Annotated in this window: 21 protein-coding genes and 1 pseudogene; 9 read left to right on the forward strand and 13 right to left on the reverse strand. The window is 74.3% G+C overall.

Annotated elements, in window-relative coordinates; all coding sequences use genetic code 11:
• Positions 1–22 precede the first annotated feature (22 nt).
• Genes ACIF6F_RS05835 through ACIF6F_RS05845 form a run of 3 tightly spaced genes read left to right on the forward strand, consistent with a single transcriptional unit; the run spans position 23 to position 2,042 of the window.
• The gene (locus ACIF6F_RS05835) at positions 23–739 is read left to right on the forward strand and encodes a glycosyltransferase family 2 protein (RefSeq protein ID WP_399941717.1); all 717 of its coding nucleotides are present in this window, start codon (positions 23–25) and stop codon (positions 737–739) included.
• Positions 736–1,365, forward strand: coding sequence for a DUF2064 domain-containing protein (locus ACIF6F_RS05840; protein WP_399941720.1), 630 nt, complete (start codon positions 736–738; stop codon positions 1,363–1,365). Before ACIF6F_RS05835 ends, ACIF6F_RS05840 begins: the two co-directional genes overlap by 4 nt.
• Positions 1,362–2,042, forward strand: a complete 681-nt coding sequence (locus tag ACIF6F_RS05845) for a class I SAM-dependent methyltransferase (RefSeq protein WP_399941723.1) — start codon at positions 1,362–1,364, stop codon at positions 2,040–2,042. The genes ACIF6F_RS05840 and ACIF6F_RS05845 overlap by 4 nt, the downstream gene beginning before the upstream one ends.
• Before the next feature lie 936 nt (positions 2,043–2,978).
• Here ACIF6F_RS05845 and ACIF6F_RS05850 read toward each other — a convergent pair.
• Entirely contained in the window at positions 2,979–3,680 is a 702-nt protein-coding gene (locus ACIF6F_RS05850) for a hypothetical protein (RefSeq protein WP_399941725.1), read from the reverse strand.
• Positions 3,680–4,780 carry a molybdopterin-dependent oxidoreductase gene (locus ACIF6F_RS05855; protein ID WP_399941728.1) on the reverse strand — a complete coding sequence of 367 codons (1,101 nt, stop codon included), beginning with the start codon at positions 4,778–4,780 and terminating at the stop codon, positions 3,680–3,682. Before ACIF6F_RS05855 ends, ACIF6F_RS05850 begins: the two co-directional genes overlap by 1 nt.
• 827 nt (positions 4,781–5,607) lie before the next feature.
• On the opposite strand from ACIF6F_RS05855, the gene ACIF6F_RS05860 reads away from it, so the two are divergent.
• Positions 5,608–7,068 carry a glycosyltransferase 87 family protein gene (locus tag ACIF6F_RS05860; protein ID WP_399942194.1) on the forward strand — a complete coding sequence of 487 codons (1,461 nt, stop codon included), beginning with the start codon at positions 5,608–5,610 and terminating at the stop codon, positions 7,066–7,068.
• On the opposite strand, the gene ACIF6F_RS05865 is transcribed toward ACIF6F_RS05860, so the two are convergent.
• The 3 genes from ACIF6F_RS05865 to ACIF6F_RS05875 form a co-directional block, all read right to left on the reverse strand.
• Complete coding sequence (locus tag ACIF6F_RS05865) at positions 7,038–7,298, reverse strand: hypothetical protein (RefSeq protein WP_399941730.1); 261 nt, start codon at positions 7,296–7,298, stop codon at positions 7,038–7,040. The genes ACIF6F_RS05860 and ACIF6F_RS05865 overlap by 31 nt on opposite strands.
• A 163-nt stretch (positions 7,299–7,461) precedes the next feature.
• Entirely contained in the window at positions 7,462–8,880 is a 1,419-nt protein-coding gene (locus ACIF6F_RS05870) for an NUDIX domain-containing protein (protein WP_399941732.1), read from the reverse strand.
• Between the two features lie 28 nt (positions 8,881–8,908).
• Positions 8,909–9,841 carry an NUDIX domain-containing protein gene (locus ACIF6F_RS05875; protein ID WP_399941734.1) on the reverse strand — a complete coding sequence of 311 codons (933 nt, stop codon included), beginning with the start codon at positions 9,839–9,841 and terminating at the stop codon, positions 8,909–8,911.
• Between the two features lie 396 nt (positions 9,842–10,237).
• Between ACIF6F_RS05875 and ACIF6F_RS05880 the strand changes: the two genes are divergently transcribed.
• Positions 10,238–10,789 carry a DM13 domain-containing protein gene (locus ACIF6F_RS05880; RefSeq protein WP_399941736.1) on the forward strand — a complete coding sequence of 184 codons (552 nt, stop codon included), beginning with the start codon at positions 10,238–10,240 and terminating at the stop codon, positions 10,787–10,789.
• 63 nt (positions 10,790–10,852) lie between these two features.
• On the opposite strand, the gene ACIF6F_RS05885 is transcribed toward ACIF6F_RS05880, so the two are convergent.
• Positions 10,853–12,286, reverse strand: coding sequence for an NAD(P)/FAD-dependent oxidoreductase (locus ACIF6F_RS05885; protein WP_399941738.1), 1,434 nt, complete (start codon positions 12,284–12,286; stop codon positions 10,853–10,855).
• 42 nt (positions 12,287–12,328) lie between these two features.
• Positions 12,329–14,017, reverse strand: a complete 1,689-nt coding sequence (locus ACIF6F_RS05890) for an SWIM zinc finger domain-containing protein (protein ID WP_399941740.1) — start codon at positions 14,015–14,017, stop codon at positions 12,329–12,331.
• Between the two features lie 189 nt (positions 14,018–14,206).
• Here ACIF6F_RS05890 and ACIF6F_RS05895 point away from each other — a divergent pair, with 189 nt between their 5' ends.
• Positions 14,207–16,102 (forward strand): NAD-binding protein, encoded by a 1,896-nt coding sequence (locus ACIF6F_RS05895; RefSeq protein ID WP_399942196.1) that lies wholly within the window; start codon positions 14,207–14,209, stop codon positions 16,100–16,102.
• A gap of 46 nt (positions 16,103–16,148) precedes the next feature.
• Here the strand turns inward: ACIF6F_RS05895 and ACIF6F_RS05900 are convergent, their stop codons facing one another.
• Positions 16,149–16,535: a winged helix-turn-helix transcriptional regulator gene (locus tag ACIF6F_RS05900; protein ID WP_399941742.1), complete on the reverse strand. Its 387-nt coding sequence runs from the start codon at positions 16,533–16,535 to the stop codon at positions 16,149–16,151.
• 98 nt (positions 16,536–16,633) lie between these two features.
• Between ACIF6F_RS05900 and ACIF6F_RS05905 the strand changes: the two genes are divergently transcribed.
• Positions 16,634–17,041: a RidA family protein gene (locus tag ACIF6F_RS05905; RefSeq protein ID WP_399941744.1), complete on the forward strand. Its 408-nt coding sequence runs from the start codon at positions 16,634–16,636 to the stop codon at positions 17,039–17,041.
• Between the two features lie 198 nt (positions 17,042–17,239).
• Here ACIF6F_RS05905 and ACIF6F_RS05910 read toward each other — a convergent pair whose 3' ends face one another.
• Genes ACIF6F_RS05910 through kdpF form a run of 4 tightly spaced genes read right to left on the reverse strand, consistent with a single transcriptional unit; the run spans position 17,240 to position 21,838 of the window.
• Complete coding sequence (locus ACIF6F_RS05910; RefSeq protein ID WP_399941746.1) at positions 17,240–17,920, reverse strand: potassium-transporting ATPase subunit C; 681 nt, start codon at positions 17,918–17,920, stop codon at positions 17,240–17,242.
• A gap of 5 nt (positions 17,921–17,925) precedes the next feature.
• Positions 17,926–20,079, reverse strand: coding sequence for a potassium-transporting ATPase subunit KdpB (kdpB, locus tag ACIF6F_RS05915; RefSeq protein WP_399941747.1), 2,154 nt, complete (start codon positions 20,077–20,079; stop codon positions 17,926–17,928).
• Positions 20,076–21,740, reverse strand: coding sequence for a potassium-transporting ATPase subunit KdpA (kdpA, locus tag ACIF6F_RS05920; RefSeq protein WP_399941750.1), 1,665 nt, complete (start codon positions 21,738–21,740; stop codon positions 20,076–20,078). Before kdpA ends, kdpB begins: the two co-directional genes overlap by 4 nt.
• Before the next feature lie 8 nt (positions 21,741–21,748).
• The gene (kdpF, locus tag ACIF6F_RS05925) at positions 21,749–21,838 is read right to left on the reverse strand and encodes a K(+)-transporting ATPase subunit F (RefSeq protein WP_018845955.1); all 90 of its coding nucleotides are present in this window, start codon (positions 21,836–21,838) and stop codon (positions 21,749–21,751) included.
• 931 nt (positions 21,839–22,769) lie between these two features.
• Between kdpF and ACIF6F_RS05930 the strand changes: the two are divergent.
• Positions 22,770–24,200: pseudogene (locus ACIF6F_RS05930) on the forward strand (HAD-IC family P-type ATPase); the annotation flags it as partial.
• Positions 24,201–24,239: 39 nt separating this feature from the next.
• Here the strand turns inward: ACIF6F_RS05930 and ACIF6F_RS05935 are convergent.
• On the reverse strand, positions 24,240–24,659 hold the full coding sequence (locus ACIF6F_RS05935) for an arsenate reductase ArsC (protein WP_399941753.1): 420 nt from the start codon (positions 24,657–24,659) through the stop codon (positions 24,240–24,242).
• A gap of 175 nt (positions 24,660–24,834) precedes the next feature.
• On the opposite strand from ACIF6F_RS05935, the gene ACIF6F_RS05940 reads away from it, so the two are divergent.
• Positions 24,835–25,149, forward strand: a complete 315-nt coding sequence (locus ACIF6F_RS05940) for an ArsR/SmtB family transcription factor (RefSeq protein WP_399941756.1) — start codon at positions 24,835–24,837, stop codon at positions 25,147–25,149.
• The last annotated feature ends 40 nt before the right edge of the window (positions 25,150–25,189 follow it).

Consider the following 25,189-nt stretch of genomic DNA (forward strand, 5'->3'; position numbering starts at 1 on the left):
CCGGCTTCCTACGGTGACAGGCGTGACCGATGACCCCCTGAACCCTCCCGTGGACGTCGTCCTGCCCTGCCTGAACGAGGCCGGGGCGCTGCCCTGGGTCCTCGCCCGCATCCCCGCCGGCTGGCGCGCCCTCGTGGTGGACAATGGCTCCACCGACGGATCGGCGGAGATCGCCCGATCCCTGGGCGCCACCGTCGTGCCCGAGGCCCGGCGCGGCTTCGGCGCCGCCTGCCACGCCGGACTCCTCGCCGCCGAGGCCGAGTTCGTCTGCTTCTGCGACTGCGACGCCTCCCTGGATCCCGGGCTGCTGACCGGCTTCGTACGGGCCGTCGCCGCGGGGGAGGCCGACCTGCTGCTGGGCCGCCGCCGCCCGCGGGGCCGCGGTGCCTGGCCCGCGCACGCCCGGGCGGGCAACCTGGCCCTGTCCCGGATGCTGAGGCGCCGTACAGGCCTGCGGCTGCACGACCTCGGGCCGCTGCGGGCCGCGCGGCGGGAGGCGCTGCTCGCCCTGGACCTCACCGACCGGCGCAGCGGCTACCCGCTCCAGATGGTGGTCCGGGCCGCCGACGCCGGCTGGCGGGTGCGGGAGGAGGACGTCCCGTACCTGCCGCGGACCGGCCGCTCCAAGGTCACCGGCACCTGGCGGGGCACCTGGCAGGCGGTGCGCGACATGCGCGCGGTCCTCGCCGAACCGCCCCGGCCCACCCCCGCGGCCCTCCCCGCCGGGGGTGCCCGGTGACCGCCCTGCTCGTGATCGCCAAGGAGCCGGTGGCCGGCCGGGTGAAGACCCGGCTGACGCCGCCGTTCACCCCTGCCGAGGCGGCCGGCCTGGCCCGGGCGGCCCTCGCGGACACCCTGGACGCCGTGGCCGCGGCGCCGGCCGACCGCCGGATCCTGGTCCTGGACGGCAGCCCCGGCGACTGGCTGCCGGCCGGCTTCGAGGTCGTGCCGCAGCGCGGCCGCGGCCTCGACGAGCGGCTCGCCGCCGCCTTCGCCGACTGCGCCGGCCCCGCCCTGCTGATCGGCATGGACACCCCCCAGGTCACCCCGGAACTCCTGGGGCCCGCCCTGGACTTCGGCTCGTACGACGCCTGGTACGGTCCCGCGGCGGACGGGGGCTTCTGGGCCCTCGGGCTCGCCGCCCCCGACCCGGCCCTGCTGGTCGGCGTACCGATGTCGGTCCCCGAGACCGGCGCCGTCCAGTACGGGCGCCTGCGCGCGGCGGGCCTGCGGATCGGCAGCCTCCCCACCCTCCGGGACGTGGACACGGCACCGGACGCCCACGAGGTGTCGGCGGCGGCCCCCGGGACCAGGTTCGCCACCCTGCACACCAGCCTCACCACCCCCTCGGACCGGCCCCGGTGACGGCCCCCGGCGCGACCACGCGCCCCGCGCGGTCCGGGGCCGGCCCGGCCCCCTGGCGGGACGACCCGTACACCCGCGCCCTGCGGGCCGGGCGCGGGCCGCTCTTCCTGCGCCGCGCGGACGGCTGGCTGCTGCCGCTGGAGGTGGAGCGGTGGCTCGCCGACGCGGACACCGCCGACGACAGCGTGCTCTCCCGGTGCCGGGGCGCGGTGCTCGACATCGGCTGCGGCCCCGGGCGCCTGGTCGCGGCCCTCGCCGGCCGCGGCCACCGGGTCCTCGGCGTGGACGTGAGCCCGGCCGCCGTGACCCGGACCGTCCGGCGCGGCGGAACGGCCCTGTGCCGCTCGGTGTTCGGCCCGCTGCCCGGCGAGGGCCGCTGGACGACCGTCCTGCTGATCGACGGCAACGTCGGCATCGGCGGAGACCCCCACGCGCTGCTAACCCGGGTGGCCGCCCTCCTGGCCCCCGGCGGACGGCTGATCGCCGAAGCCGCGCCGGTGGAGGTGGACGAACGGTGCGAGGTCCGCCTCGACGACTTCCGGGGCACCCCGGGGGTCCCGTTCCCCTGGGCCCGCGTGGGCCCGGACGCCCTCGGCCACCACGCCGCCACCGCGGGCTGGACGCCCACCGGCACCTGGTCGGCCGCGGGCCGCACCTTCACGGAACTGCGCCGGTAGGCGGCGGGAGCGAGCGGGCCGCACTGCCCGGCCGCCGCCCGGCGGGACCCACGGCCAGCACACCACGGGATCCAGGCTCCAGGCCGCGGGCAGCTCGCGCCCGCGGAAGACGCAGCCGACGTCGTGCTCCCGGCAGCCGGGGGATGGCCGGGAGCACCATGTCGCGGGTGACGGCGGAGGGGTTGCGTGCCCGGCACTCGGCACCGCCGGAGCACGACCTCGTGAGTGAAGCCGGCGGGTCGCCCGAGTCCCCCGGTCCGGAGCGCGGGCGACCGCCGGCTGTTCCGGGCCCGGCACCGGCCGGGGCGGCGGCCTGCCGGCCGGCAACCGGCGTCCGGGCAGTACCGGGTGGACCGGTTGCCGGCTTCGCTCACGGCCCATCAGCCTCCCCCGTGGGCGAAGGCGATCTCGCCGGCACTCAGGACCACACCTCCGCCGGCACAGGCCACGTGCTCGCTCCGCCGGGGCTCCGACCGCGGCACACCCCTCCAGACCGGCCACGAAGGTGATCGGCTCGGGCGGCTCCGCCGCCGATCGCCCCCGACCCCAGCCACGGGCATCACCGCCGAGCCGGTCCCACGACCGCCGTCACCCGGCCACACCGCAGCCTTCGACTCGACCGGCCCGACCTACTCGACTGGCCGGACGCATCGGCAACCTGTATCGGCAACCGCGCTCCGGCGCCCGTGTCGGCCACCCCTTCCGGCACGCGGGCCGGGGCTCGGGACCGGCTGCTCCCAGCGGACGTCGAGCGCCCGCCCGCACCCTGGCACCTTGTCCGCTCCGCCCGCGCCCACCCGGCTGGGCCCGTCCTCCGCGCCGTCGGTCTCCCGGGCCGCGTCGCCCGGCGTCTTACCCGGCCGGGTCTCGTTGTCGGAGCCGGCGGTCCCCCGCCACGCACCGCCCCCGGTGCCGGCACGACTCCCGCCGGCGCCGTCAGGCCGGCGCATCAGCCTTCCGGTCGCCGCCCGGACCGCGTGGGTGCCGGCGCCTCCGCAGCCGGGCGAGCAGTGCCGCGGCGGTCGCGCACCCCGCCACGACCGCCAGCACCAGCAGCAGGTTGCGCGCGTACGGCAGCGGCAGCGCCGACGGGTTCGGCGGCGCCCCCGGCCGCAGCAGCAGCGGGAGGGTGACCAGCACCAGCGCCCCGGCCGTGACCAGCGCCGCGCGCACCACGGGACGCGCCGGCAGGGCGGCCACCAGCAGCCCGACGGCCAGCACCAGCGGCGCCACCACCCCGTCGTGCAGCACCAACGCCCCGCCCAGCCACACCAGTACGGCGTACGGATCGGGCAGGGAGGAGAGGTGCCGCCCCCCGATCCCGATCAGCAGCACCCCGAGCAGACCGAGCCCCCAGCGCGCGAGCGACACGGGGGAGGAGGAACCGGCGCCCCCGGGCACGTCGCCGGCTCCCGGCACCGATCCGTCTGCGGTCGCGGGCACGTCCCCGGCCCCGGGCACCGGTGCGTGCCCGGTCTCCTCCAGCCCGTCTTCCGTATCCGCCGCGTCCGGGCCTCCCGCCGCGTCCGAGCCTCCCGGCGCAGGACCGGCACCCCGCCCCGGCACGTTCTCCGCCTCACGGCTGCCCTCTGCCGCCCGGCGGCCCTCCGCCTCCCCGCTCTCCTCCGGCTCCGCCATCACACAACCTCCAGCCGCGTGACCCACTTCGTCTGCAGCACGCCGGGACGGTTCGGCGCGATGATGCGGGCCGGATGTCCGTGGTCGGCCGACAGCACCTCCCCGTTGAGCCGCAGCGCGAGCAGCGTCAGCGGGTCGTCCGCGTACTCCCGGCCCATGTCCATGACCTGGTACGCGCCCGCCACCTCCAGCGACACCACCCGCAGCCCCGACCCGGGCGGCGCCCCGGCGCGGGCCAGCAGGTCCCGGATCCGTACGCCGGTCCAGTTCGCGTCCTTGCTCCAGCCCTCCACGCAGGCGATCGGCAGCCGGACCCGGTGCTGCGGCAGTGCCGCGAGCTCCGCGAGCGTCAGGGCGTACGGCTCGGGGCCCAGCACCTCCAGCCGCCACCCCCGTACGGCGGCCGCCGTCACGCCCGCCGCCCTGGCCGTACGGTTCACCGGCAGCCCCTGCTGCCCGTACCCGGGATGCCGCGGGGCCAGCAGGTCCAGCGCCCCCAGCGGGGTGAAGGACTGTCCGACCGTCGTGACCGTGACGGCCCCCACCGCCGCCCCCACGCCGAGCAGCAGGGCCCGACGGTCCGGCCCGTCCCGCTCCTCGTCCGGCAGGGCGAGCGTGCCGGGGGACCGCCTGCTCCAATGGGCCCGGATCTCGGGCGCCTTGACCGCGACGTGCAGCAGTACGGCCCCGGCAACCACCCACGCCACCGCGTAGTGGACCGGCACGAACGAGAACGGCCACGGGTACCACTCGGCGATGTTCAGCAGCCCGGCCAGCACCTCGAACACCCCCGCCGCCACCAGCACCGCCACGGACAGCCGCTCCAGCGCATGGCGCACCGAACGCAACGGGGGCCAGACGAAGAGCCGCGGGTAGACCGCCCACAGCTTGGCGAACAGCAGCACGATCGCGGCCAGGCCGACGGCGACGTGCAGCCCCTGCGTCAGCCGGTAGCCCCAGGAGGGGCGCGACGGGAGGTGGGGCAGCAGCCAGGGGGGCGGCTGCTGGAGGAAGTGGCTGACCAGCCCCGTCAGGAAGCACACGGCCAGCGCGACGCCCAGCCAGCGCCCGAGCGCGGTCGCCGTACGCGCGTCGTGCAACCGCCCGGCGAAGGCCGGCGGCCGGAGGGCGGACAGACCTCGCGAGGCCGGCACCCGGAAGGCCGGACGCCCCCCGGCCGAGCCGCCACCGTCGGTCCGGCTCGCAACGTCCCCGGTTGCGCGCGGCCGACGCCCATCCGTCCCGCGCCCACACGGCTCGTGCGCCCCGGGACCGAGCTTCGCCGGCTCGTGCGCCCCGGCACCGCGGTTCGCCGGCTCGTGCGCCCCGGGACCGCGCACCGTCAGCTCACGCGCGTCCGCCCCGGGCCGGTGCGGCTCGGGCGCGTGGGAACCGTGCTGGTGCGGCTCGCGGGCATCCGCCCCGCGCTCGCTGGGCGCGACCCCGTCGGGACCGCGTTCGCACGGCTCGCGGGCGTCGGGACCCCGCTCGCAGGGCCCGTGCGCAACCGCCCCGGGCGCGTACGGCAAGCCCCCATCGGGACCGCGTTGGTCGGGGCGGCGCAGGTCGGGCCGGCGGAAGGGTGGACGGGCGGGGCGCCATCGGCCGATCGGTGTGTCCATCCCCCCATGCAACCGCCGGGTGCCGCCCCGCAGCGGGTTCCGACACCTTACGGAACGCGAACGGCCCGCCGCGCCCATGCCCCCGGCGGCACCCCCGCTGCCAGGGTGGTCGAGTGACCCGCCCCCGCCCGCCCCACCCCGTCCGGCAGCCGCCCGTGCCCCCGAGCACACCAGTCGGCACCCCCCAGCCCGACGCCCCCACAGCAGTCGCGGCCGCCACGAGGACCGCGAGTCCCGTGGCCGCCACGGCCGCCACCGCCCTCCTCCTGGCCGCCCTGACCGCCGGACTCGTCCTCACCCTCCGCCTGGGCGCGCCCTCGCCGGACCCGTCCTTCCCCGACGCCGCCGGACTCGCCTGGCGTTACGCAGCCTGCTGGGCGCTGTTCGGCGCGGCCGCCTGGACCCTGCGCCGGGTGCCGACCCGGCACGTCACCGCCCTCGTCCTCGCAGGCGGCATCGCCGTCGCCGTGGCCGGCCTGGTCGCCCCACCCCGGACCAGCACCGATTCCTTCCGCTACGCATGGGACGGCCGGGTGCAGGCCGCCGGCATCTCCCCGTACGACCACGCCCCCGCCGACCGCGCCCTCACGGGACTCCGCGACACCTGGCTCTTCCCGCCGCGCGCGGCCTGCCGCGGCGCGGCGGTGCCTGCGCCCGGTCCGGCATCGGGCCCCCCGCCCGAACCCGCGCCCGGTCGAGCGCCCGCCCCCGGTTCCGTGTCCGGCCCTCCACCCGCGCCCGCTCCCACCCCCGCTCCCACCCCCGCCCCCGCTCCCACCCCCGCCCCCGGCCTCGCGCCCCTCCCGGACGGCGGCTGCACCCGCATCAACCGCCCCACCGTGCACACGATCTACCCACCGGCCGGTGAGGCGTACTTCCTCCTCGTCGACGCGGTCTCCCCGGCCGGCGCACGCCACAAGCCGCTCCAGGCCGCCGGCGCGCTCCTCGCCTCCGTCACCACCCTCGTGCTCCTCCGCATCCTGCGGCGCCGCGGCGACCCGCGTGACGCCGCCTGGTGGGCCTGGTGCCCAGCCGTGGCCGTCGAGGCGGTCAACAACGCGCACGCCGACGTGCTCGCCGTACTCCTCTCCGTCACCGCACTCGCCCTGACGGTCCGTCACCGCGTCGCCGGGGGCGCGGTGCTGGGCCTGGCCACCGCCGTGAAACTGCTGCCCGCGGTCCTGCTCCCCGGCGCCCTCTCGGGCGTCAGGCACCCCCGGGAAGTGCTCGCCACCCTGCTCCCCGCCGTCGCCGTGCCGGCCGCGCTCTACCTCCCGTACGTCCTGCTCTCCGACTCGTCCGTCCTGGGCTACCTCGGCGGCTACGCCCGGGAAGAGGGCTACCAGGACGCCTCCTCCGGCGGTCGCTACGCACTCCTGCGCCTCCTGCTCCCCGACTCCTGGGCCGTACCCGCCGTACTCGCCGGCACCGCCGCGGTCAGCCTGTACGTCATCCTCCGCGGCGACCCGGACCGCCCCTGGTCCGGCGCACTCCTCGTCACCGGAACCGCCTTCCTCCTGACCACCCCGGGCTACTCCTGGTACGCGCTGCTCCTGGTCGCCCTCGTGGCCCTGGACGGCCGCTGGGAGTGGCTCGGTGTGGCCTTCGCGGGCGCGGCCGCCTACCTGGTCACCCCGCTGCACCCCGCCGCCGGCACCGTGGCCTACGGCGCCGCCCTGCTCCTCGTCCTGGCCGGGCACGCGCTCCGCGCCCGCCGCCACCGCACGCGCCCGTCCTACTCCGCCCGCAGCTTCGACACGGCGTAGGCGACGAGGGCGGCGACGAGCAGCGCCCACACCAGCCCCTCGGCACCGGCCCGCAGCCACCCCACGACCGCCAGCGGAACCGCCACGAACGCACCGGTACGCAGGGTCCGCGCGTCCCGCAGCAGGGACCACCGCACCACCGCACTGCCCGGGTGCCGCATCTCGACGACGGCAGCCCGCACGACGAAGACCGCGACGACGACGGCCGCGGTGAGCAGAACCGGTCCCATGGCCGCTCCGATCGCCACCCGAAGAGCGAAGCCGGGGCACGCACACCCCCGCCCACCCACGGTAGACCGCCCCCGACCCCCCTGCCAGGACGAGCCTGCCCAGCCCCCCGTGCGGCCGGGTTCGGGCACGGGCGGGCTCCTCGGAGGGATGGCCGGTCGCGGACTACGGGAGGTGGTGGGCGGTGTGGAGGCGGCGCAGGGTGCGGTGGCCGCGTTCGGCGACCTCCGGGTCGCCGTGGCCGGTGCCGTACGCGATGCCGGAGACGGCGTCGAAGGCCGCCTCGCAGTCCAGGCGGAGTTCCTCGGCGGGGGTGAGCGGCCTGCCGTAGCCGTCGAGGAACGCGTCCCGCAGGTCCGGCCGCCCCGTCCAGGTGTCGCACAGCCGGACCATGTCCCGGGTGGCGGTGCCGTACTCCGACCGCTCGAAGTCCAACAGCCGCGGCTCGCCGCCGTCGGCGAGCAGGACGTTGCGGTACTGCAGGTCCCCGTGGGTGGGGACGAGGACGGGCCGCGGCAGGTCCGCGTGGGCCCGCGCCAGGGCGAGGACCAGGTCCTCGTCGCCGTCGGCCAGGTGCGGGCGGGCCGCCTCCAGGTGGCGCCCGACCTTGCCGGCGGCCGTCGGCGTCCCGGAGTCCCGTTCGGGGGCGCTGCCGTGGAGGGTTCGGGCGAGCCGGCCCAGGCCGTGCTGGACGCGCGCCTCGGCGGCGGGGCCGAGGACCATGCCGTGCAGCGGACGCCCCGCCAGCGCGGTGACGACCACGGCCCGCGCCGCGGTGTCGGCCGCGACGAGGCGGGGCGCACCCGGCCCGAGCACCGGCACCCACGACCGGTACGCGGCCACCTCCCGGTCGTGGAACCGCGCCCCGCGGTGCCGCTTCAGGAACCACGTGCCGCCCCCGGGCCCGGTGAGCCGCCACACCCGGCTGCCGGTGCGGACCCAGGACACCTCCGCCGCCCACCCGATCCTGCCCACGGCCTGTTCGGCGAACTCCCGGAGCGCGTACGGGAGTTCCGCCGCGCGGTCCGACGAGCCGGCCAGCAGCCGCGTACGGCCCGGCCCCTCCGGCATGTGCCCGACTGCGTCGCCGGGCCGCTGGAAGTGCACCGCGCCCGGCACACCGGCGCGATAGGCGTCCAGCCCGGCCCGGCAGTACGCCACCATCGGCTCCGGAAGGGCGTCCAGCGCGTACCAGCCCATGCCGTCACACCGGTCCGGCTCCCTGATCCCGGGCCGCCCCGACCACCGCCGCACCTCGAAGAAGACGCCGATCCGGGAGCGGGAGCCCGTCGGGGGACGGTGGTGGACGGTCACGGCCAGAGTGACGTCCTCCGGCGCGAACAGCACACCCGTCTCCTCGCGGGCCTCCCGGACCACCGCCTCCACCATGTCCTCACCCGGGTCGAGGTGCCCGGACGGCAGGTGCCACATCCCCGCCGCGTAGACGGGCCCCGCCCGCCGCGACAGCAGCACCTCCGCCCCGCCGTCCTCGCCGTCCCGCCGCAGTACGAGGTGCACGTCGACCGGCACCGCGTACCGCACCGGCCCGCTCGTACCGGCCCCCGTCCCCGCCCCGCCGCTCATCGCCGGCCACCGAACCGCAGAGCCACCCTCACCACCCCATCTCCGTGTACAGGCGGCCCGCCCGGATGCCCTCGATCGCGGCGCGGGCGTACGGGACGACCCTGTCGGGGAGGGCCTCGGCAGGCCACCAGTCCCACGACACGCAGCGGTCCGGCTCGCGCACCTCGGGCGTGCCGGTCCACTGCCGGGCGCGGAAGACCAGCTGCATGCGGGGCCGGTCGCCGGGACCGTCCACCACGTGCACGACGTGCACCAGTTCCACGTCGGCCGGGTCGACGGCGATCCCGGCCTCCTCCTCCGCCTCGCGCACCACGCAGGCGACGGCAGACTCCTGCTCGCAGTGCCCGGCGAGGAAGTGGTGGGTGGCCCCCGCGTACGCCGAGTCCGGGTGCCGGAGCCCGAGCAGCACCCGGCCCTCCCGCTCCAGATAGAGGTGCGCGCCCACCACGTTCAGCCGGGCCCGGCCCCCGGAGGAGGCCTGCGCCGGCCCCGGCACGGGGGCTCCCCTGGCCTGGTGGAGGTCGATGACCTCCTTCACCCACGGGCACATCGTCAGGTACGGGACGGTGCCGACGTCGAAGTGGCGGAACATGATGCCCTCCGGGCACGGCAGGTCGTCGGCATCCCCGTCCCAGGCGCCCAGGTAGACCCGGGCCCGCCCCCTGACCCCCTCGGGGCCCACGGTGTCCACCACCGTGAACTCCTCCAGGGGGACCGCCAGGCCGGTCTCCTCCAGCAGTTCCCGTTCCACCGCCTCCCGCGAGGTTTCCGCTCCCTCGCGGTCGCCGCCGGGGATGCTCCAGGTCCCCGGATCGCAGATCCGCTTGTTGGCGTCCCGGAGGTGCAGCAGGTAGCGGCCCCGGGAGTCCACCAGCAGCGCGGCGGCGCCGCGGGGGTCGTCGTCGGGTGCGGCCTGTTCGATTGCGGCGGGTTCCGCAGGGCTGAACGGCTGGGCGTCCACGGGTCCTCCGAATGGGTGCGCGGTGGGTACTGGTGCTCCGGGAACGGCTCCCGTTCGGGCGCGTCACGGCCGGAACGGGGGCGAAACGGTGAACGGATGTTCCCATCGGTCCTGTTGGTCCTGGCGGGCCTGCGCCGGCGCCGTTGAAACTCGCTCGAACAGGGACGTGTCCCCCGACGGGGGGATTGTCGGCCACGGCCCGGCCGCCGTGCCAGAGCGCCTCCGACTGCCCCTGCGGTACGACCCGCGGGACGCACTGCGGTACGACCCGCGGCGGATGACGGGCGCCCCCGCGGGGCGCCGTAAGGGTTTCGTCACCGGGCCCGGCCTCCCGGACCGGACTCCGACCCCGTTGAATGGCGGCGGAGGAAGAAGCGACACGTGAGGAGGGCCGTCGTGAGGCGCGCCGGGAGCAGGAGCAGGCAGTGGTGGGCCGCGGCCGTCGTGGCGGGGCTGGCGGTCCTGGCGGCCGGGCTGGTGTGGTTCAAGCCCTGGGCGCTGTGGGTCGACGAGTCGGTGCACGAGGCCCTGCCCTCCGCGAAGGCGGCACCGCCCGGTACGCGGGGAACCGCGTCGGCGGCTCCCCCCTCGGGACCGGTCACCGTCGCGCAGGGCGCCTTCATCAGCCACGAGCACGCCACCACCGGCACCGTGAAGATCATCCGGCTGGAGGACGGCACCCACACGCTCCGCCTCGAAGGCCTGGACACCAGCAGCGGCCCCGACGTGCGCGTCTGGCTGAGCGATGCGCCGGTCAAGGAGGGCAAGGCCGGCTGGCGCGTCTTCGACGACGGGCGGTACGTGAACCTCGCCCCCCTGAAGGGCAACAAGGGAGACCAGAACTATCCGCTGCCCGCGAACGTCGACTGGGCGGCGTACCCCAGCGTCAGCATCTGGTGCGACCGCTTCGACGTCTCCTTCGGCGCCGCGGCCCTCGCCCGCACCTGACCCCGGGCAACCGCCCCACCCCACGAGGCCCCACCCCACGGGGCCCCGGCCCGCCCACCCCCGTCACGCCGGCCGTCGGCCCCCCGTACCCCGGTGCCCGGAGGAGCCCGCCAGGAGCGCGAGTTCGGCCGGGGTGAACGGAGGACGGTCGAGCTGCGGGCGGGACGGACCCCGCAGGGCGGTCAGCAGTACGCCGGGCCTGACGAGGGACGCGGGCGGCGCCTGGAGGGCCAGTACGTCGGTCAGGGCCGTGGCCGCGCGGAAGGATCCCGTCGCCGTACGGGACAGGCGGCCGACGTACCGGTGCAGCAGGCGGTCGGCCGGGTTCGGGCGCCTGCCCTCGGTGGTGGGGAAGTGCATGTCCTGCCCGACGGCGAGGGCCCAGGCGGCGTCGATGGGCCGGCCGACGGCGCGCTGCGCACGACGCGACCGGCCCCGTGCGGGGCCCGCGGAGAACGCGTCGCGCAGGGCGAGGGCGCCCAGCGCGGCCACCGACATCCCCTGTGCGTACACGGGGTTGAAGGTGGCGACCGAATCCCCGAGCGCCACCAGGCCCTCGGGCCACGCGCGCAGCCGCTCGTAGTGGTTGCGCCGGTTCGCGGTGCTGCGGGCGACGCTGACCCCGGTCAGGGGTTCGGCGTACTCGAGCAGCTCGGCCAGGACGGGGTGGCGCAGCCTCCGGGCGAAGGGGAGGAAGTCCTCCGCGTCCCGCGTGGGCCGTCCACCGGGGGCGCCCATCAGGCTGACGTGCCAATGGCCGCCCTCGACCGGCAGGATGGCCCCCGCATTGGCGGGCCCCGGCAGGCGCGGGTCCGCCTGCACGCCGACGACCGGCCAGCCGCGGGTGGGGACCGGCGCACGGTAGAACCGGCTGGCGTAGGCCAGGCCGGAGTCGACCCGGTCCTGCACGAGGCCGTGGACACCCAGCTCGCGGAGCCACTCCGGCAGCCGCGAGCCCCGTCCGGAGGCGTCGACGACCAGATCGGCGCGCAGTTCCGTCTCCGCGCCGTCGGCGCCACGCACCCGGACCCCCGTCACCGTGCCGTCCCCGCCGGTCAGGCCGATGACCCGGGTCCGCGCACGGACCCGGACCCGGGAGTCCGACAGGACCTGTCCCCGGATGACGGAGTCGGTCAGGTCGCGGCTCGCGCTGATCACGAAGTGGGTGGCGGGCTCCCAGCGGCGGTACCAGCCCTCGGGGGAGTGGATGACCATGTCGGTGGTCACGGGTATGCGACGGGCGCCGGCGGCCGTCAGCCGGTCGATGCTGCCCGGCAGCAGGGACTCGACCGCCTCCGCCCCACCGCTCTGCAGCCAGTGGATGTGGGCGGCCTGCGGGACGCCGGCCCGCGGCTCGGCCCCGGCGGGCAGCGCATGCGCCTCGACGACCTCGACCGACTCGACGTGCTCCACGACGGCTGCGGCCGCGAGCATGCCCGCGATGCTGCCCCCGACGACGACGACGTGCCCGGCGGTCCGGCGGGCTCTCCTGCTCATTACTGCCTGCTCTCTGTTGGGGTGCGGAGCGCGCACGGGCGTTCAGAGCCCGTGCCGGTCGAGGACGGTCATCAGTTTCCGCTTGCGCTTCTGGTCGGCGCGCAGGGCGGCCAGGTAGGTGGCGAACTCGGCTTCGGTGCCCAGGGCCCGATGGCAGGCGCGGGCGCTGAGCAGCAGCTCGGCGAGGTGTTCGTACGTCCCGTCACCGGTCTGCCGGCGCAGTGGTTCGATCCAGCGGAGGTACACGGCCAGGGCGTCGGCCGGCCGCCGGTCACGGATCCGGTCCGCCAGGGCGAGCCACTGCCGCTGGTCGGCGCAGCCGTCGGCGGCCGCCTGCCAGGCCGCCGGGAGGTCGTTGTCGTCGAGGAGCGCGTCGACGAGCAGGGAGCCGCCGTACCGGTGGCCCTGCCGGGGCCGGGAGACGGCCTTCAACACCTCCAGGGCGGCCGGGCGTTCGTCGCTCTCCCACGTGCCGGCCGCGCCCGCCGCCGTACGCAGGTGCTGGTACGCGGCGAGTGAGGGACGGGCGCGCAGCACGTCCCGGCGGACCGCGACCGCGTCGGCCGGGCGACCGGCCCGCTGATGGCGCTCGCAGACGAAGGCGACCAGAGCGCCGTCGGGGCCCCACTCGGCTGCGGTCTCGCGCAGGCCGCGTTCCGCCCACTCCATGGCTTCGTGCGGACGCCCCGCCGCCTCCAGCTCCCTCGCGATCACCAGATGGGTGTGGCCGTTCGGGGCGAGGTCCGCCGCGTGGACCTCCACCAGCGCGTCCACGGCGTCACCGTCGGCCTTCAGCAGGCGCTCCATGAGGCATTTCTCCGCCCACCCCTTGGGGTTGGCCCGCCAAGCGGCCACGACCAGCGTGCGCGCCCGGGCCAGGCCCGGGTCACCGAGCACGTCCCGGTAGTCGAAGAGGTCGATGCCGGTGGCGTCGTTCGCTGCGTCCAGCAGATGTGCCACCAGCCACTCGGCGGTCTCCGCCGGGTCGGGTCGGGCAGTCAGGCAGGCTTCGAGATGGGCTTCGGCCAAGTCGGCGGTCACGTCCCCGATCAGGCCGTCCGAGTCGTCGATCTCCCCGTACGCGCGCCCCAGAGAGCGGAGTGCCTCGCGCGCCACCTCGACCGCGTCCGCCGCCCGGCCGCTCGCCGTCAGTGCTCGCAGTGCGGTGACGGCCTCGGCCGCCTGCCTGCCGTAGGCGTGGGCGTCGGCGTACTCCACGTAGCCGTAGCGGGCGAAGGGGCGGGTGTCGAGGAGGTGCAGGACGCGCTCCCGGACGATGCCGGTGTCCTCACCGGCGGCGGCCGCGCGCAGCTCCAGGCGGCGCCGCAGGTCACGGTCGTCGGCGAGCTGCTCGCGGACCAGGCCGAGGAGTTCCTCCCGGGTGCGGGACTCCAGCCAGCCGTCCAGCAGCCGGGTGCGCGAGGCGGCGGCCGACCGGTGCCGCGGCACGGAACCGGCCTGCCCCAGGACCGTCAGGCCGACCGCCACACCGTGCTTGCAGAAGTTGCCCTCCCTTCCGTAGGGGCAGTCGCACCGGCCGGTGAGCCCGCCGTCCTCGTCCTCGGTCAGCTGCACCTCGTAGGCCTCGGTGCCGTCGACGGTGGCGGTGATCGCCGTCTCCCCGATCTCCAGCCGCGCGACCGCGGACAGGTAGCCGAGCCCCCGCTCGAAGGAGCGCGGCCCGGCCAGCCGGCGCAGGTCCTTCTCGGTGAATCGCAGAGCATGTGTCACGGCACCCACTCAACCGGACGCGAAGCCCCTCCACCATGCCTCGCGGAGGGACGGTGCTCCTTTCGCCCTCGGCCGCGGCGGGCGGGCGGTTCACGGTGTGGACCCGCCGGCCCGGCTGCCGTCCCGGCGATGCATTCTTGATCGGTGTCGAATCCTTCTCGCTCTCAACTTCCCTCGTCCAGCGGCTGGATGGTCGTCTGCGGCGATGACGGGCTGGCCAGGAGGCTGGCCGGCGAGCTTCGCGACGTGTATCGGGAGCGCGTGACGCTCGTGGTGCCCGAGGCCCGCGCCCCGCAGCCGGCGGTGGGCCGGCGGTCCGCGCGCGCTCTCGGACTGCTCAGCCGCGTTCCGGTGGCCAGGAGCTCCCGCGTGCCGGGGGCCGGGCAGGCGGACCCGCACCTGCGGGTCGTGGAAGGGGCCGAGCCGGACGAAGCGCTGCTGGCCTCGGCCGGAGTGGAGAGGGCCGCCGCGCTGGCGCTGGTCTACGAGGACGACGAGACCAACGTGCGGGCGGCGCTGGTGGCCCGTCGGCTCAACCCCAGGCTCCGGCTGGTGATCAGGCTCTACAACCGCAAGCTGGGACAGCACCTGGAGGAGCTGCTCGACCAGGCGGCGATCATCGCCGAGCCCGGACTGGACCTGCGGGAACTGGACGCGTCCACCACGGTCCTGTCCGACGCGGACACCGCGGCGCCGGCCCTCGCCGCGTCCGCCGTCGCCGGCACCAGCAAGATCGTGCAGGCCGACGGGCTGCTGCTGCGTGCGGTGGAACGCACGCCGCCGAACCGGGGAGAAGTCGCCGACCCGGGGCTGTGCACCTTGGCGCTGCTCTCGGCCACCACCGGCGACCCGGCCGGAGCCGAGGGTTCGGAGCACAGCGGCGAGCGCGGACCTCAGCTGCTGCCGGACGACCGGGCGGTCGCCGCCGCGACCGGCCGCGGCATCGTCGCGCTGGAAGCGGTGTCCCACCTGGGCCCCGCCGTGTCCACGGGCCGCCTTGCCGGGGCCGCCTTCCCGGTCGCCTCGCTGTTCTCCCGCCGCCTGCGGTGGTCCCTGGCCGGGATCGCCGGGGCCGTCGCCGCACTGGCGGTGGCCTCCTGGATCACCACCGGGGACCACCCGCTGCACGCGGCGTACATCACCCTCCTCGACATCTTCGCGATCAACGATCCCGCGGTGGAGGAGCCGGCCGAGCGCAAGACACTGCAGATCCTCGCCGGCTTCGTGGGGCTGCTCCTGCTGCCGGTCCTCGTGGCCGCGGCACTGGAGGGACTGGGCGCCTTCCGGACCGCGACCACGCTGCGCCGCCCGCCCCGCAGGACCTCGGGCCATGTCGTCCTGCTCGGCCTCGGCAAGATCGGAGCACGGGTTCTGCCCCGGCTGCGGGAGCTGGAGATCCCCGTCGTGTGCGTGGAATCGGATCCGGAGGCGCGGGGCATCGAACTCGCCCGGCGCCTGCACGTACCCGTCGTCCTCGGCGACGTGACCGAGGAGGGCGTGCTGGAGGCGGCGCAGGTGAGCCGGGCCCATGCCCTGCTCGCCCTGACCAGTGCGGACATCACGAACCTGGAGGCCGCCCTGTACGCGCGGGCCGTCCGGCCCGACCTGCGGGTCGTGATGCGGCTCTACGAGGACGACTTCGCGACGGCCGTCTACCGCACCCTGCGCGCCGCCCACCCCGGCGCGCTCACCCGTAGCCGCAGCGTCACCCACCTGGCGGCTCCGGCGTTCGCCGGAGCGATGATGGGCCGGCAGGTCCTCGGTGCCGTACCGGTCGAGCGCCGTGTGCTGCTGTTCGCCGCGCTCGTGGTGGCCGGCCATCCGCAGTTGGAGGGACGGACCATCGCGGAATCGTTCCGGCCCGGCGCCTGGCGCGTGATCGCCCTGGACACCAGTGCCCCCGAGGACCGGCGCGCCGACCTGGCCGCCACACCCGAGGAAACCCGCGTCCCCGAGGCGGGCCTGGTCTGGGACCTGCACCCCGGGTACGTCCTGAAGCCGCAGGACCGGGTGGTTCTGGCGGCCACCCGCCGAGGCCTTGCCGAGCTGCTCGGCCGGGGCGCCGTCTCCGCCGCCGGGACCTGACGGGGCCCTACCCGGCCGAGGCGCGAGCCGTGCCGCGGGGCCGCCGTCAGGCCGAGTCGAAGCGGCGGCGGGCCGACTCGATCGCGGCCAGGTGGCGCTGGGTCCAGTCGCACATGGCGTCGACCGTCGCGCGCAGCGCCCGGCCCGGCTCCGTCAGGGTGTACTCGACGCGTGGCGGCACGGTGGGGTGCACCGTGCGCACGACGAGGCCGTTGCGTTCCAGCAGGCGCAGGTTCTGGGTGAGCATCTTGTGGCTGATGCCCTCGATCTCGCCGCGCAGCTCGGTGAAGCGCAGCGTGCGGTCGCCCACCGCCTCGATGATGAGCAGCGCCCACTTGTTGGCGATGTCCGCGAAGATCTCCCGGGCCAGGGAGTCGGCTCGCGTCACGTCGGCCTCGTCCTCTGCCGAGCCCTTGACCTGCTTGGTCACCATGGGGTTCCCCAGTCACCGAAAAGTGCGTTCTTCCACGTCAGCGGTCACTCTCCTACGGTTTCTGAGTAACCACAAGAGAGCACAAGGAGCGGACGACCATGGCCATCACCCTGATCAACCCGGACGGGCTGCCCCGGATCGACGTCTACCGGCAGGTGGCGATCGCGTCCGGCACGAGGATGGTCTTCATCGCCGGACAGGTCGCATGGGACGCCGGCCACGCCACCGTGGGCCAGGGCGATCTCGCCGCTCAGGTGGAGCAGTGCTACCTCAACGTCGGCACCGCCCTGGCAGGGGCAGGCGGCTCCTTCGACGACGTCGCGAGGCTTACCGTCTACGTCGTCGACTGGACGCCCGACAAGATGCCCCTGCTCCTGGACGGGATCTCCCGGGCGGCCGCGAAGCTCGGTGTCACTCCCGTGCCGCCCGCCACCCTGATCGGCGTCGCGGCGCTGGACGTGCCCGAGCACCTGGTCGAGATCGAGGCCACCGCGGTCCTCGACTGACGCACGCCGCCGGCGGAGCGAGGACCGGGTCCGAGGCGAGGGCGTTCCCGACGAAGCCGCCCGTGCAGACGGCGAACCGCCGGCCCCCGGCGCCGAGCCGAGGTAGATCCGAAGCTTTCCGCGTCCCATGATCCGATTGGCTGATGAGACGGCCGGGTCTCCAGCAGGCCCGGGCTCCCGCTGACGCCGTCCGGCGGATCAGCTCCGGGCCGTGAGGGCCTTGAGCGCGGTGTTGAGCCCCAGGACGTTGACCCTGGGCTCGCCCATGAAGCCGAACGTGCGGCCCTCGGTGTTCTCCTCGACGAGCTTCTTCACCTGCTCGACCGTGAGGCCGTTCCGCTCCGCGACGCGGGGGACCTGGAGTGCGGCGTAGGCGGGGGAGATGTGCGGGTCGAGACCGGATCCGGAGGACGTCACGGCGTCGGCCGGCACGTCCGACGGCTCGACCTTGTGGTCGGCGGTGGAGTTGTCCGCGACGACCGCGGCCCTGGCTTCCTCGACCGCGTTCACCAGGTCCTCGTTGTCGGCGGCCTTGTTGGTGGCACCGGACACGATCAGCGAGTACTGCGTGTTCACGCTGTTGCTGCCGAGGCCGCCCGAGGGGCGGGGCTGGAACCACTTCAGGTCCGGCCGGGCGGCCTCCTCGGCGTCGGTCGGATCCTTCTTCGGGAGGTTGTACGACTGCCCGATGAGGGAGGAGCCGACGACCTGTCCGCTCTTGTCCTTGATCTCGGAGCCGTTGGCCTTGTCGTGGAACAGGGCCTGGGCGATCCCCGTGACGGCGAGCGGGTAGAGCACACCGCAGATCACGGTCAGGACGAGCAGGGCTCGCAGACCGGCGCCGATCAGTCGTGCCGTGCTGCCTACGGAAGTGTTCATGGCGGTCACGCGATCCCGGGGATGAGGGAGATGAGCAGGTCGATGAGCTTGATGCCGACGAACGGGGCGATGAGGCCGCCCAGTCCGTAGACACCGAGGTTGCGGCGGAGCATCCTGTCGGCGCTGGTCGGCTTGTACCGCACGCCCTTCAGGGCCAGTGGCACGAGCGCGATGATGATCAGCGCGTTGAAGACGACCGCGGAGAGGATCGCGGACTCCGGCGAGGCCAGGCCCATGATGTTGAGCTTGTCCAGGCCCGGGTAGACCACCGCGAACATCGCGGGGATGATCGCGAAGTACTTCGCGACGTCGTTGGCGATGGAGAACGTGGTCAGCGCGCCCCGGGTGATCAGCAGCTGCTTGCCGATCTCCACGATCTCGATGAGCTTGGTCGGGTTGGAGTCCAGGTCCACCATGTTCCCGGCCTCCTTGGCGGCCGAGGTGCCCGTGTTCATCGCCACGCCGACGTCGGCCTGGGCGAGGGCCGGTGCGTCGTTCGTACCGTCACCGGTCATCGCCACGAGCTTGCCGCCGGCCTGCTCCCGCTTGATGAGGGCCATCTTGTCCTCGGGCGTGGCCTCGGCGAGGAAGTCGTCGACGCCCGCCTCCTCGGCGATGGCCTTCGCCGTCAGCGGGTTGTCCCCCGTGATCATGACGGTCTTGATGCCCATGCGGCGCAGCTCCTCGAACCGCTCCCGCATACCGGGCTTGACCACGTCCTTGAGGTGGACGACTCCCAGGACACGGGCGCCCTTGTCGTCCTCGACCGCGACGAGGAGCGGCGTACCGCCCGCCTCGGAGATGCGGTCGGCCAGCGCACTCGCCTCCTCGGTGACCTGACCGCCCCGTTCCCCGACCCAGGTGAGGATGGAGCCGGCCGCGCCCTTGCGGACCTTCCTGCCGTCCACGTCCACGCCCGACATGCGGGTCTGGGCGGTGAACGCGATCCACTCGGCGTGCGCGAGCTCGCCCTGGTGCCGCTCGCGCAGCCCGTACCGCTCCTTCGCGAGGACCACGACGGAGCGGCCCTCGGGCGTCTCGTCGGCAAGCGACGAGAGCTGGGCGGCGTCGGCGACCTCGGCCTCGGTGGTGCCCTTCACCGGCACGAACTCGGCGGCCTGGCGGTTGCCCAGGGTGATGGTGCCGGTCTTGTCGAGCAGCAGGGTGGAGACGTCGCCGGCGGCCTCCACCGCGCGGCCGGACATCGCGAGCACGTTGCGCTGCACGAGCCGGTCCATGCCGGCGATGCCGATGGCGGACAGCAGCGCACCGATGGTGGTGGGGATCAGGCAGACCAGCAGCGCGGCCAGCACGATCATCGACTGCTCGGCCCCCGCGTAGACCGCGAACGGCTGGAGCGTGACGACGGCCAGCAGGAAGACGATCGTGAGCGACGCCAGCAGGATGTTCAGCGCGATCTCGTTCGGCGTCTTCTGCCGGGCCGCGCCCTCGACGAGGTTGATCATCCGGTCGATGAAGGTCTCACCGGGCTTGGTGGTGATCTTGACGACGATCCGGTCGGACAGCACCTTCGTACCGCCGGTCACGGCCGAACGGTCGCCGCCGGACTCCCGGATCACCGGCGCGGACTCACCGGTGATGGCCGACTCGTCCACCGAGGCGACGCCTTCGACGACGTCACCGTCGCCGGGGATGATGTCCCCGGCCTCGCAGACCACCAGGTCGCCGATGCGCAGATCGGTACCGGGGACCTGCTGCTCCGTCGTGCCGTCGGAGGCGAGCCGGCGGGCGACGGTGTCCGTCTTGGCCTTGCGCAGGGTGTCGGCCTGCGCCTTGCCGCGGCCCTCGGCCACGGCCTCGGCGAGGTTGGCGAAGATCGTGGTCAGCCACAGCCAGGCCGTGATCGCCCAGCCGAACCAGTCCGTCGGGTCCTTGACCGCCAGCACGGTGGTGACCACCGAGCCGATCAGTACGACGAACATGACCGGGGACTTGATCATCACGCGCGGGTCGAGCTTGCGCACCGCGTCCGGGAAGGACTTCAGCAGGGCCTTCGGGTCGAAGAGCCCTCCGCCGACGCGACCCTCGCCCGGCTTGTGACCGGTGGGCACGTCCTGGTGCGGGGCGCGGGTGGGTGTGGCAGTGGCTGTGTCATCGGCCGGAGGCATGGCGTCCTGCTTCTTTACGTCCGTGGTCATGACGCCAGCCCTTCGGCGAGCGGACCCAGCGCGAGGGCCGGGAAGTAGGTCAGACCGGTGATGATCATGATGGAGCCGACGAGGAGGCCGGTGAACAGCGGCTTCTCGGTGCGCAGGGTGCCCGCGGTGGCGGGTACGGGCTGCTGCTCGGCGAGCGAGCCGGCCAGCGCGAGGACGAAGACCATGGGCAGGAAGCGGCCCAGGAGCATCGCGATGCCGATCGTGCTGTTGTACCACTGGGTGTCGGCGTTCAGGCCGCCGAAGGCGGAGCCGTTGTTGTTGGCGCCCGAGGTGTAGGCGTACAGGACCTCGGAGAAGCCGTGCGCGCCGGAGTTGAGCATGGAGTGCGGCGGGGTGGGCAGTGCCATGGCCGCGGCGGTGAAGCACAGCACCAGCGCCGGGGTGACCAGGATGTAGCAGGCCGCGAACTTGATCTCGCGCGTGCCGATCTTCTTGCCCAGGTACTCGGGTGTCCGGCCCACCATCAGGCCGGCGATGAACACGGCGATGATCGCCATGACCAGCATGCCGTACAGGCCGGAGCCGACGCCGCCGGGTGCGATCTCGCCGAGCTGCATGCCCAGCAGCTGGATGCCGCCGCCGAAGCCGGTGTAGGAGGAGTGGAAGGAGTTGACCGCGCCGGTGGACGTCAGCGTGGTGGCGACCGAGAAGATCGCGGAGGCGCCGATGCCGAAGCGCATCTCCTTGCCCTCCATCGCACCGCCGGCCGCGTCGAGCGCGGGACCGTGGTGGGCGAACTCGGTCCACATCATCAGCGCGGTGAAGCCGAGCCAGATGACGGCCATCGTGGCCAGGATCGCGTAGCCCTGCCTGACCGAGCCGACCATCCTGCCGAAGGTGCGGGTCAGGGCGAAGGGGATGACGAGGATCAGGAAGATCTCGAAGAGGTTGGAGAACGGGTTGGGGTTCTCGAAGGGGTGGGCGGAGTTGGCGTTGAAGTAGCCGCCGCCGTTGGTGCCCAGCTCCTTGATGACCTCCTGCGAGGCCACCGCCCCGCCGTTCCACTGCTGGCTGCCGCCCGTGAACTGGCCGACCTCGTGGATGCCGGCGAAGTTCTGGATCGCGCCGCAGGCGACCAGGACGAGGGCGCCGATCACGGCCAGGGGCAGCAGGATGCGGAAGACACCCCGCACCAGGTCGGCCCAGAAGTTGCCCAGCTCACCGGTCCGCGATCTGGCGAAGCCCCGTACGAGGGCGACCGCGACGGCCATGCCGACGGCCGCGGAGACGAAGTTCTGCACCGCGAGGCCGCCGGTCTGCACGACGTGGCCCATGGCCTGCTCGCCCGCGTACGACTGCCAGTTGGTGTTGGCCACGAACGAGGCGGCGGTGTTGAAGGCCTGGTCCGGGTCGATGGCCTGGAAGCCGAGCGAGCCGGGCAGGACGCCCTGCAGGCGCTGGAGCGCGTAGAGGAAGAGGACGCTCACGGCGGAGAAGGCGAGGACGCCGCGCAGGTAGGCGGGCCAGCGCATCTCGGCGTTCGGGTTGGCCCCGATGGCCTTGTAGATCCACTTCTCCGGGGCGTAGTGCCGCTCGGACGAGTAGACCTTGGCCATGTAGTCGCCCAGTGGGCGGTAGGCCAGGGCCAGGGCGGCGATCAGGGCGAGGAGCTGGAGCACGCCAGCCATCTGGGAACTCATGGGGGGGCTCAGAACCTCTCCGGCTTGACGAGGGCGAGGACGAGGTACCCCAGCAGGGCGACGGCCACGACGAGGCCGACGATGTTCTCGGCGGTCACAGCTTGGTCACCCCCTTGGCGACGAGACCCACCAGCGCGAAAACCGCGACCGTGGTGAGGACGAAGGCCAGATCGGCCATCGCGAGCTCCTGAAGACGAAGTGATGAGAATCTTTTCGGCCGCACTGGCCAGGACAGATCTCACCCCATGCGCAGGGGGGTGCTGAGACACCTTGACGCCCTCCATACGGGGCGGTGGGAACCTTTGACGCGGCCCATACGCGGAGCGCACGTCCCGGCCCGCCGGAGCCGGGCGGTGGCCCGCAGCCGTTCGAGAGGATGACCGGCATCGGCTGGCCGCGCTCCGGGGCCCGGCCGCCCTGTCGCTCGACGCGACGGCCTCGGTGGCCCAGGGACCCGAGGCGATCGTCCTCGCCCTGCCGCTGCTCGTGCTCGCCTTCGGGAAGCTGCACCGGACGTACGGTGCGATCGGCGCCGGCTGGAGCCGGGCCGGATCCCGGAGCCCCCGCGCCGCGCCCGCTCCCTCGTCGTGGTCCCCGTGTCCGGGCCGTCGAAGCCGACCTGCCGGGCCCTGACCGCCGCGTCCGCCGCGACACGGACGCGGTGATCCGCGGGCTCCGGCTCCGCTTCCGCATCACCCCGTGAGCGTGCCGCCGCCCGCCCGCGTACGCGCCCCCGCACGCAACGAGTCTCCGCATACGGAACGCTGACGGCCTGTTGACGGCATTCCCGGCACCCGCGTCAAGGCGGCGGCAATTCCTCCTCCCGGACCGGCTCCGTGGGCGTCCGGTCCGATAGCTTCCTGCCGTTCCCGCTGCCGGGGGCCCGGACACAGTGCGTGCGACGGCTGAGGGGCCCATGCCATCAGGGCCCGGGCAGCGGCGCCTTCCCGTACGGCCGGCCCGCGCCGTGCACCCGGCCGACCCGACCAGCCGGCCGTCTCCTGCTTCACGTCAGAAGGTCTACTTCGCATGCATTCCGCCGCCACCGCGCAGCACACCCCTCCGGGCCTGGGGAGCCCGCCACCGCCGCCCGTCACCAGACCGCCCCGTCGCCGCCCGGGCCGGCCGGCCCGGCTGCTGGAGCCGGGGCAGCTCACGGAGGCGGCCGGTGAGGCGGTGCGCAAGCTGCACCCGCGCGCTGGTGCGGAAGCCGGTGCTGCTGGTCGTCGCGGTCGGTTCGGTCCTGACCACCCTGTCGGCCGTGGTCAATCCCTCGGTCTTCACATGGCTGATCAGCGGCTGGCTGTGGCTGACGGTGCTGTTCGCGAACCTCGCCGAGGCAGTGGCCGAGGGGCGCGGACGCGCCCAGGCCGCCTCCCTGCGCAACGCGCGCACCGATACCGTCGCGCTGCGGATCAAGCACTGGTCCTACGGTACGAACGCGCACCGGGCCGAGACCGAGGCCGTCACCCCGGCCGAACTCCACCCCATGGACTTCGTCCTGGTCGAGGCAGGGGAGCTGATCCCCGCCGACGGCGACATCGTGGACGGGGCGGCGATGGTCGACGAGTCGGCCGTCACGGGCGAATCCGCGCCCGTCCTGCGCGAGTCGGGCGGCGACAGGTCCGGCGTCACCGGCGGCACGACGGTCCTGTCGGACTCCATCGTCGTCCGCGTCACCTCCCGCCCGGGCAACAGTTTCCTCGACCGCATGATCGCCCTGGTCGAGGGCGCCGCCCGGCAGCGGACCCCGAACGAGATCGCCCTCAACATCCTGCTCGCCGCCCTCACGATCGTCTTCATCCTGGTGGTGATCACCCTCCAGCCGATGGCCGAGTACGCCGGTGCCGCACAGAGCACCGCCGTCCTCGTGGCCCTGCTGGTCACCCTCATCCCCACCACCATCGCCGCCCTGCTGTCCGCGATCGGCATCGCGGGCATGGACCGCCTGGTCCAGCGCAACGTCCTCGCCATGTCCGGCCGGGCGGTGGAAGCGGCCGGTGACGTCGGCACCCTGCTCCTAAACAAGACCGGCACCATCACCCTGGGCAACCGTGAGGCGCCGCCTTCATCCCGCTGCCGGGCCAGGACCCGGGCAGGCTCGCGGAGGCGGCCCAGCTGTCCTCGCTCGCCGACGAGACGCCCGAGGGCCGCTCCGTCGTCGCCCTGGCGCATCAGTACGGCGTGCAGCCCCCGGTCGAGGGCGAGTTGAGCAATCCGCGCTTCGTGGAGTTCAGCGCGAAGACCCGGATGAGCGGGCTCAACCTGAGCTGGCCGAACGGCGCGGGCGTCGCCATCCGCAAGGGCGCGGCGGCCGAGGTCGCCGACTGGGTGGCGCTGCGCGGCGGCACCGTACCGGCCGAGGCCGTCGGCTGGGCGGACTCGGTCTCCGCCTCCGGCGGCACCCCGCTGCTGGTGGCCGTACACGACTGGGACGGCCCCCGCGTAATCGACCTGCTGGTCTCCCTCATCCCGGGCATCGGATGAACGTCGTGTGCCTCAGGCGTTCGACTTGGCGTCGATCTCGGCGATCAGGCCCTCGACGAGGCCCTTGATCTCGTCGCGGATGGGCCGGACGGCCTCGACGCCCTGGCCGGCCGGGTCCTCGAGCTGCCAGTCGAGGTAGGTCTTGCCGGGGAAGTACGGGCAGGCGTCGCCGCAGCCCATGGTGATGATGTAGTCGGACGCCTGGGCGGCCTCGGGGGTGAGGACCTTCGGCTTCTGGTCGGAGATGTCGATGCCCAGCTCGGCCATCGCGGCCACGGCCGAGGGGTTGATCCGGTCGCCGGGCACGGAGCCGGCGGAGCGGACCTCGACGCGGTCGCCTGCGAGGTGGCGCAGGAACCCGGCCGCCATCTGGGAGCGGCCCGCGTTGTGGATGCAGACGAACAGGACGGAGGCGGCAGGAGCGGAGGACATCTGTTCTTCCTTGGGATGTGGGCGTCGAGGGCGTCGCGGATGCCGGCCCCGGCGGCCGGGCGTTCGTCCGGCAGGGAGGGGCGAGGAAGGCGGGGGCATGGCGATCCCGTTCAAAGGAGCCAACAGGATCAGCTCGGGCTGGTGTCAGCCCCAACTGATGTGACAGTATCAGTCCATGATGACGTCAGTCGACACTGATCTGATCCGGGTTCTGGCCGACCCGCTCAGGCTCCGGATCGTGACCCTGCTCGCCCGCGAGACGCTCTGCACCACCCACCTGGTGGAGGAGACGGGCGCGAAGCAGACGAACCTCTCCAACCACATGAAGGTGCTGCGGGAGGCCGGGGTCGTGGAGACGGAGCCCTGCGGGAGGTACATCTACTACCGCCTGCGCCCGGAAGTCATCGAAGCACTCGCCGGTCAGTTCGCCGACCTCGCCCGGACCGCGCGAGCCACCGCCGAAGCGAACCTCAAGCGGTCCTGCCCGTAGGCCCTCGCGGCCTCGTCCACCCTGCCTCACCTGTCCGAGG

This window comes from Streptomyces sp. NPDC086023, from assembly GCF_044540325.1.
GTDB lineage: Bacteria > Actinomycetota > Actinomycetes > Streptomycetales > Streptomycetaceae > Streptomyces.

Coding starts and splice junctions, on each gene's coding strand:
- ACIF6F_RS05850 (WP_399941725.1), bottom strand. CDS start 3,680: ATGGCGGAGCCGGAGGAGAGCGGGGAGGCGGAGGGCCGCCGGGCGGCA.
- kdpA (WP_399941750.1), bottom strand. CDS start 21,740: ATGAGTTCCCAGATGGCTGGCGTGCTCCAGCTCCTCGCCCTGATCGCC.
- ACIF6F_RS05895 (WP_399942196.1), top strand. CDS start 14,207: ATGGTCGTCTGCGGCGATGACGGGCTGGCCAGGAGGCTGGCCGGCGAG.
- ACIF6F_RS05900 (WP_399941742.1), bottom strand. CDS start 16,535: ATGGTGACCAAGCAGGTCAAGGGCTCGGCAGAGGACGAGGCCGACGTG.
- ACIF6F_RS05885 (WP_399941738.1), bottom strand. CDS start 12,286: ATGAGCAGGAGAGCCCGCCGGACCGCCGGGCACGTCGTCGTCGTCGGG.
- ACIF6F_RS05870 (WP_399941732.1), bottom strand. CDS start 8,880: ATGAGCGGCGGGGCGGGGACGGGGGCCGGTACGAGCGGGCCGGTGCGG.
- ACIF6F_RS05940 (WP_399941756.1), top strand. CDS start 24,835: ATGATGACGTCAGTCGACACTGATCTGATCCGGGTTCTGGCCGACCCG.
- ACIF6F_RS05905 (WP_399941744.1), top strand. CDS start 16,634: ATGGCCATCACCCTGATCAACCCGGACGGGCTGCCCCGGATCGACGTC.
- ACIF6F_RS05935 (WP_399941753.1), bottom strand. CDS start 24,659: ATGTCCTCCGCTCCTGCCGCCTCCGTCCTGTTCGTCTGCATCCACAAC.
- kdpB (WP_399941747.1), bottom strand. CDS start 20,079: ATGACCACGGACGTAAAGAAGCAGGACGCCATGCCTCCGGCCGATGAC.
- ACIF6F_RS05865 (WP_399941730.1), bottom strand. CDS start 7,298: ATGGGACCGGTTCTGCTCACCGCGGCCGTCGTCGTCGCGGTCTTCGTC.
- ACIF6F_RS05910 (WP_399941746.1), bottom strand. CDS start 17,920: ATGAACACTTCCGTAGGCAGCACGGCACGACTGATCGGCGCCGGTCTG.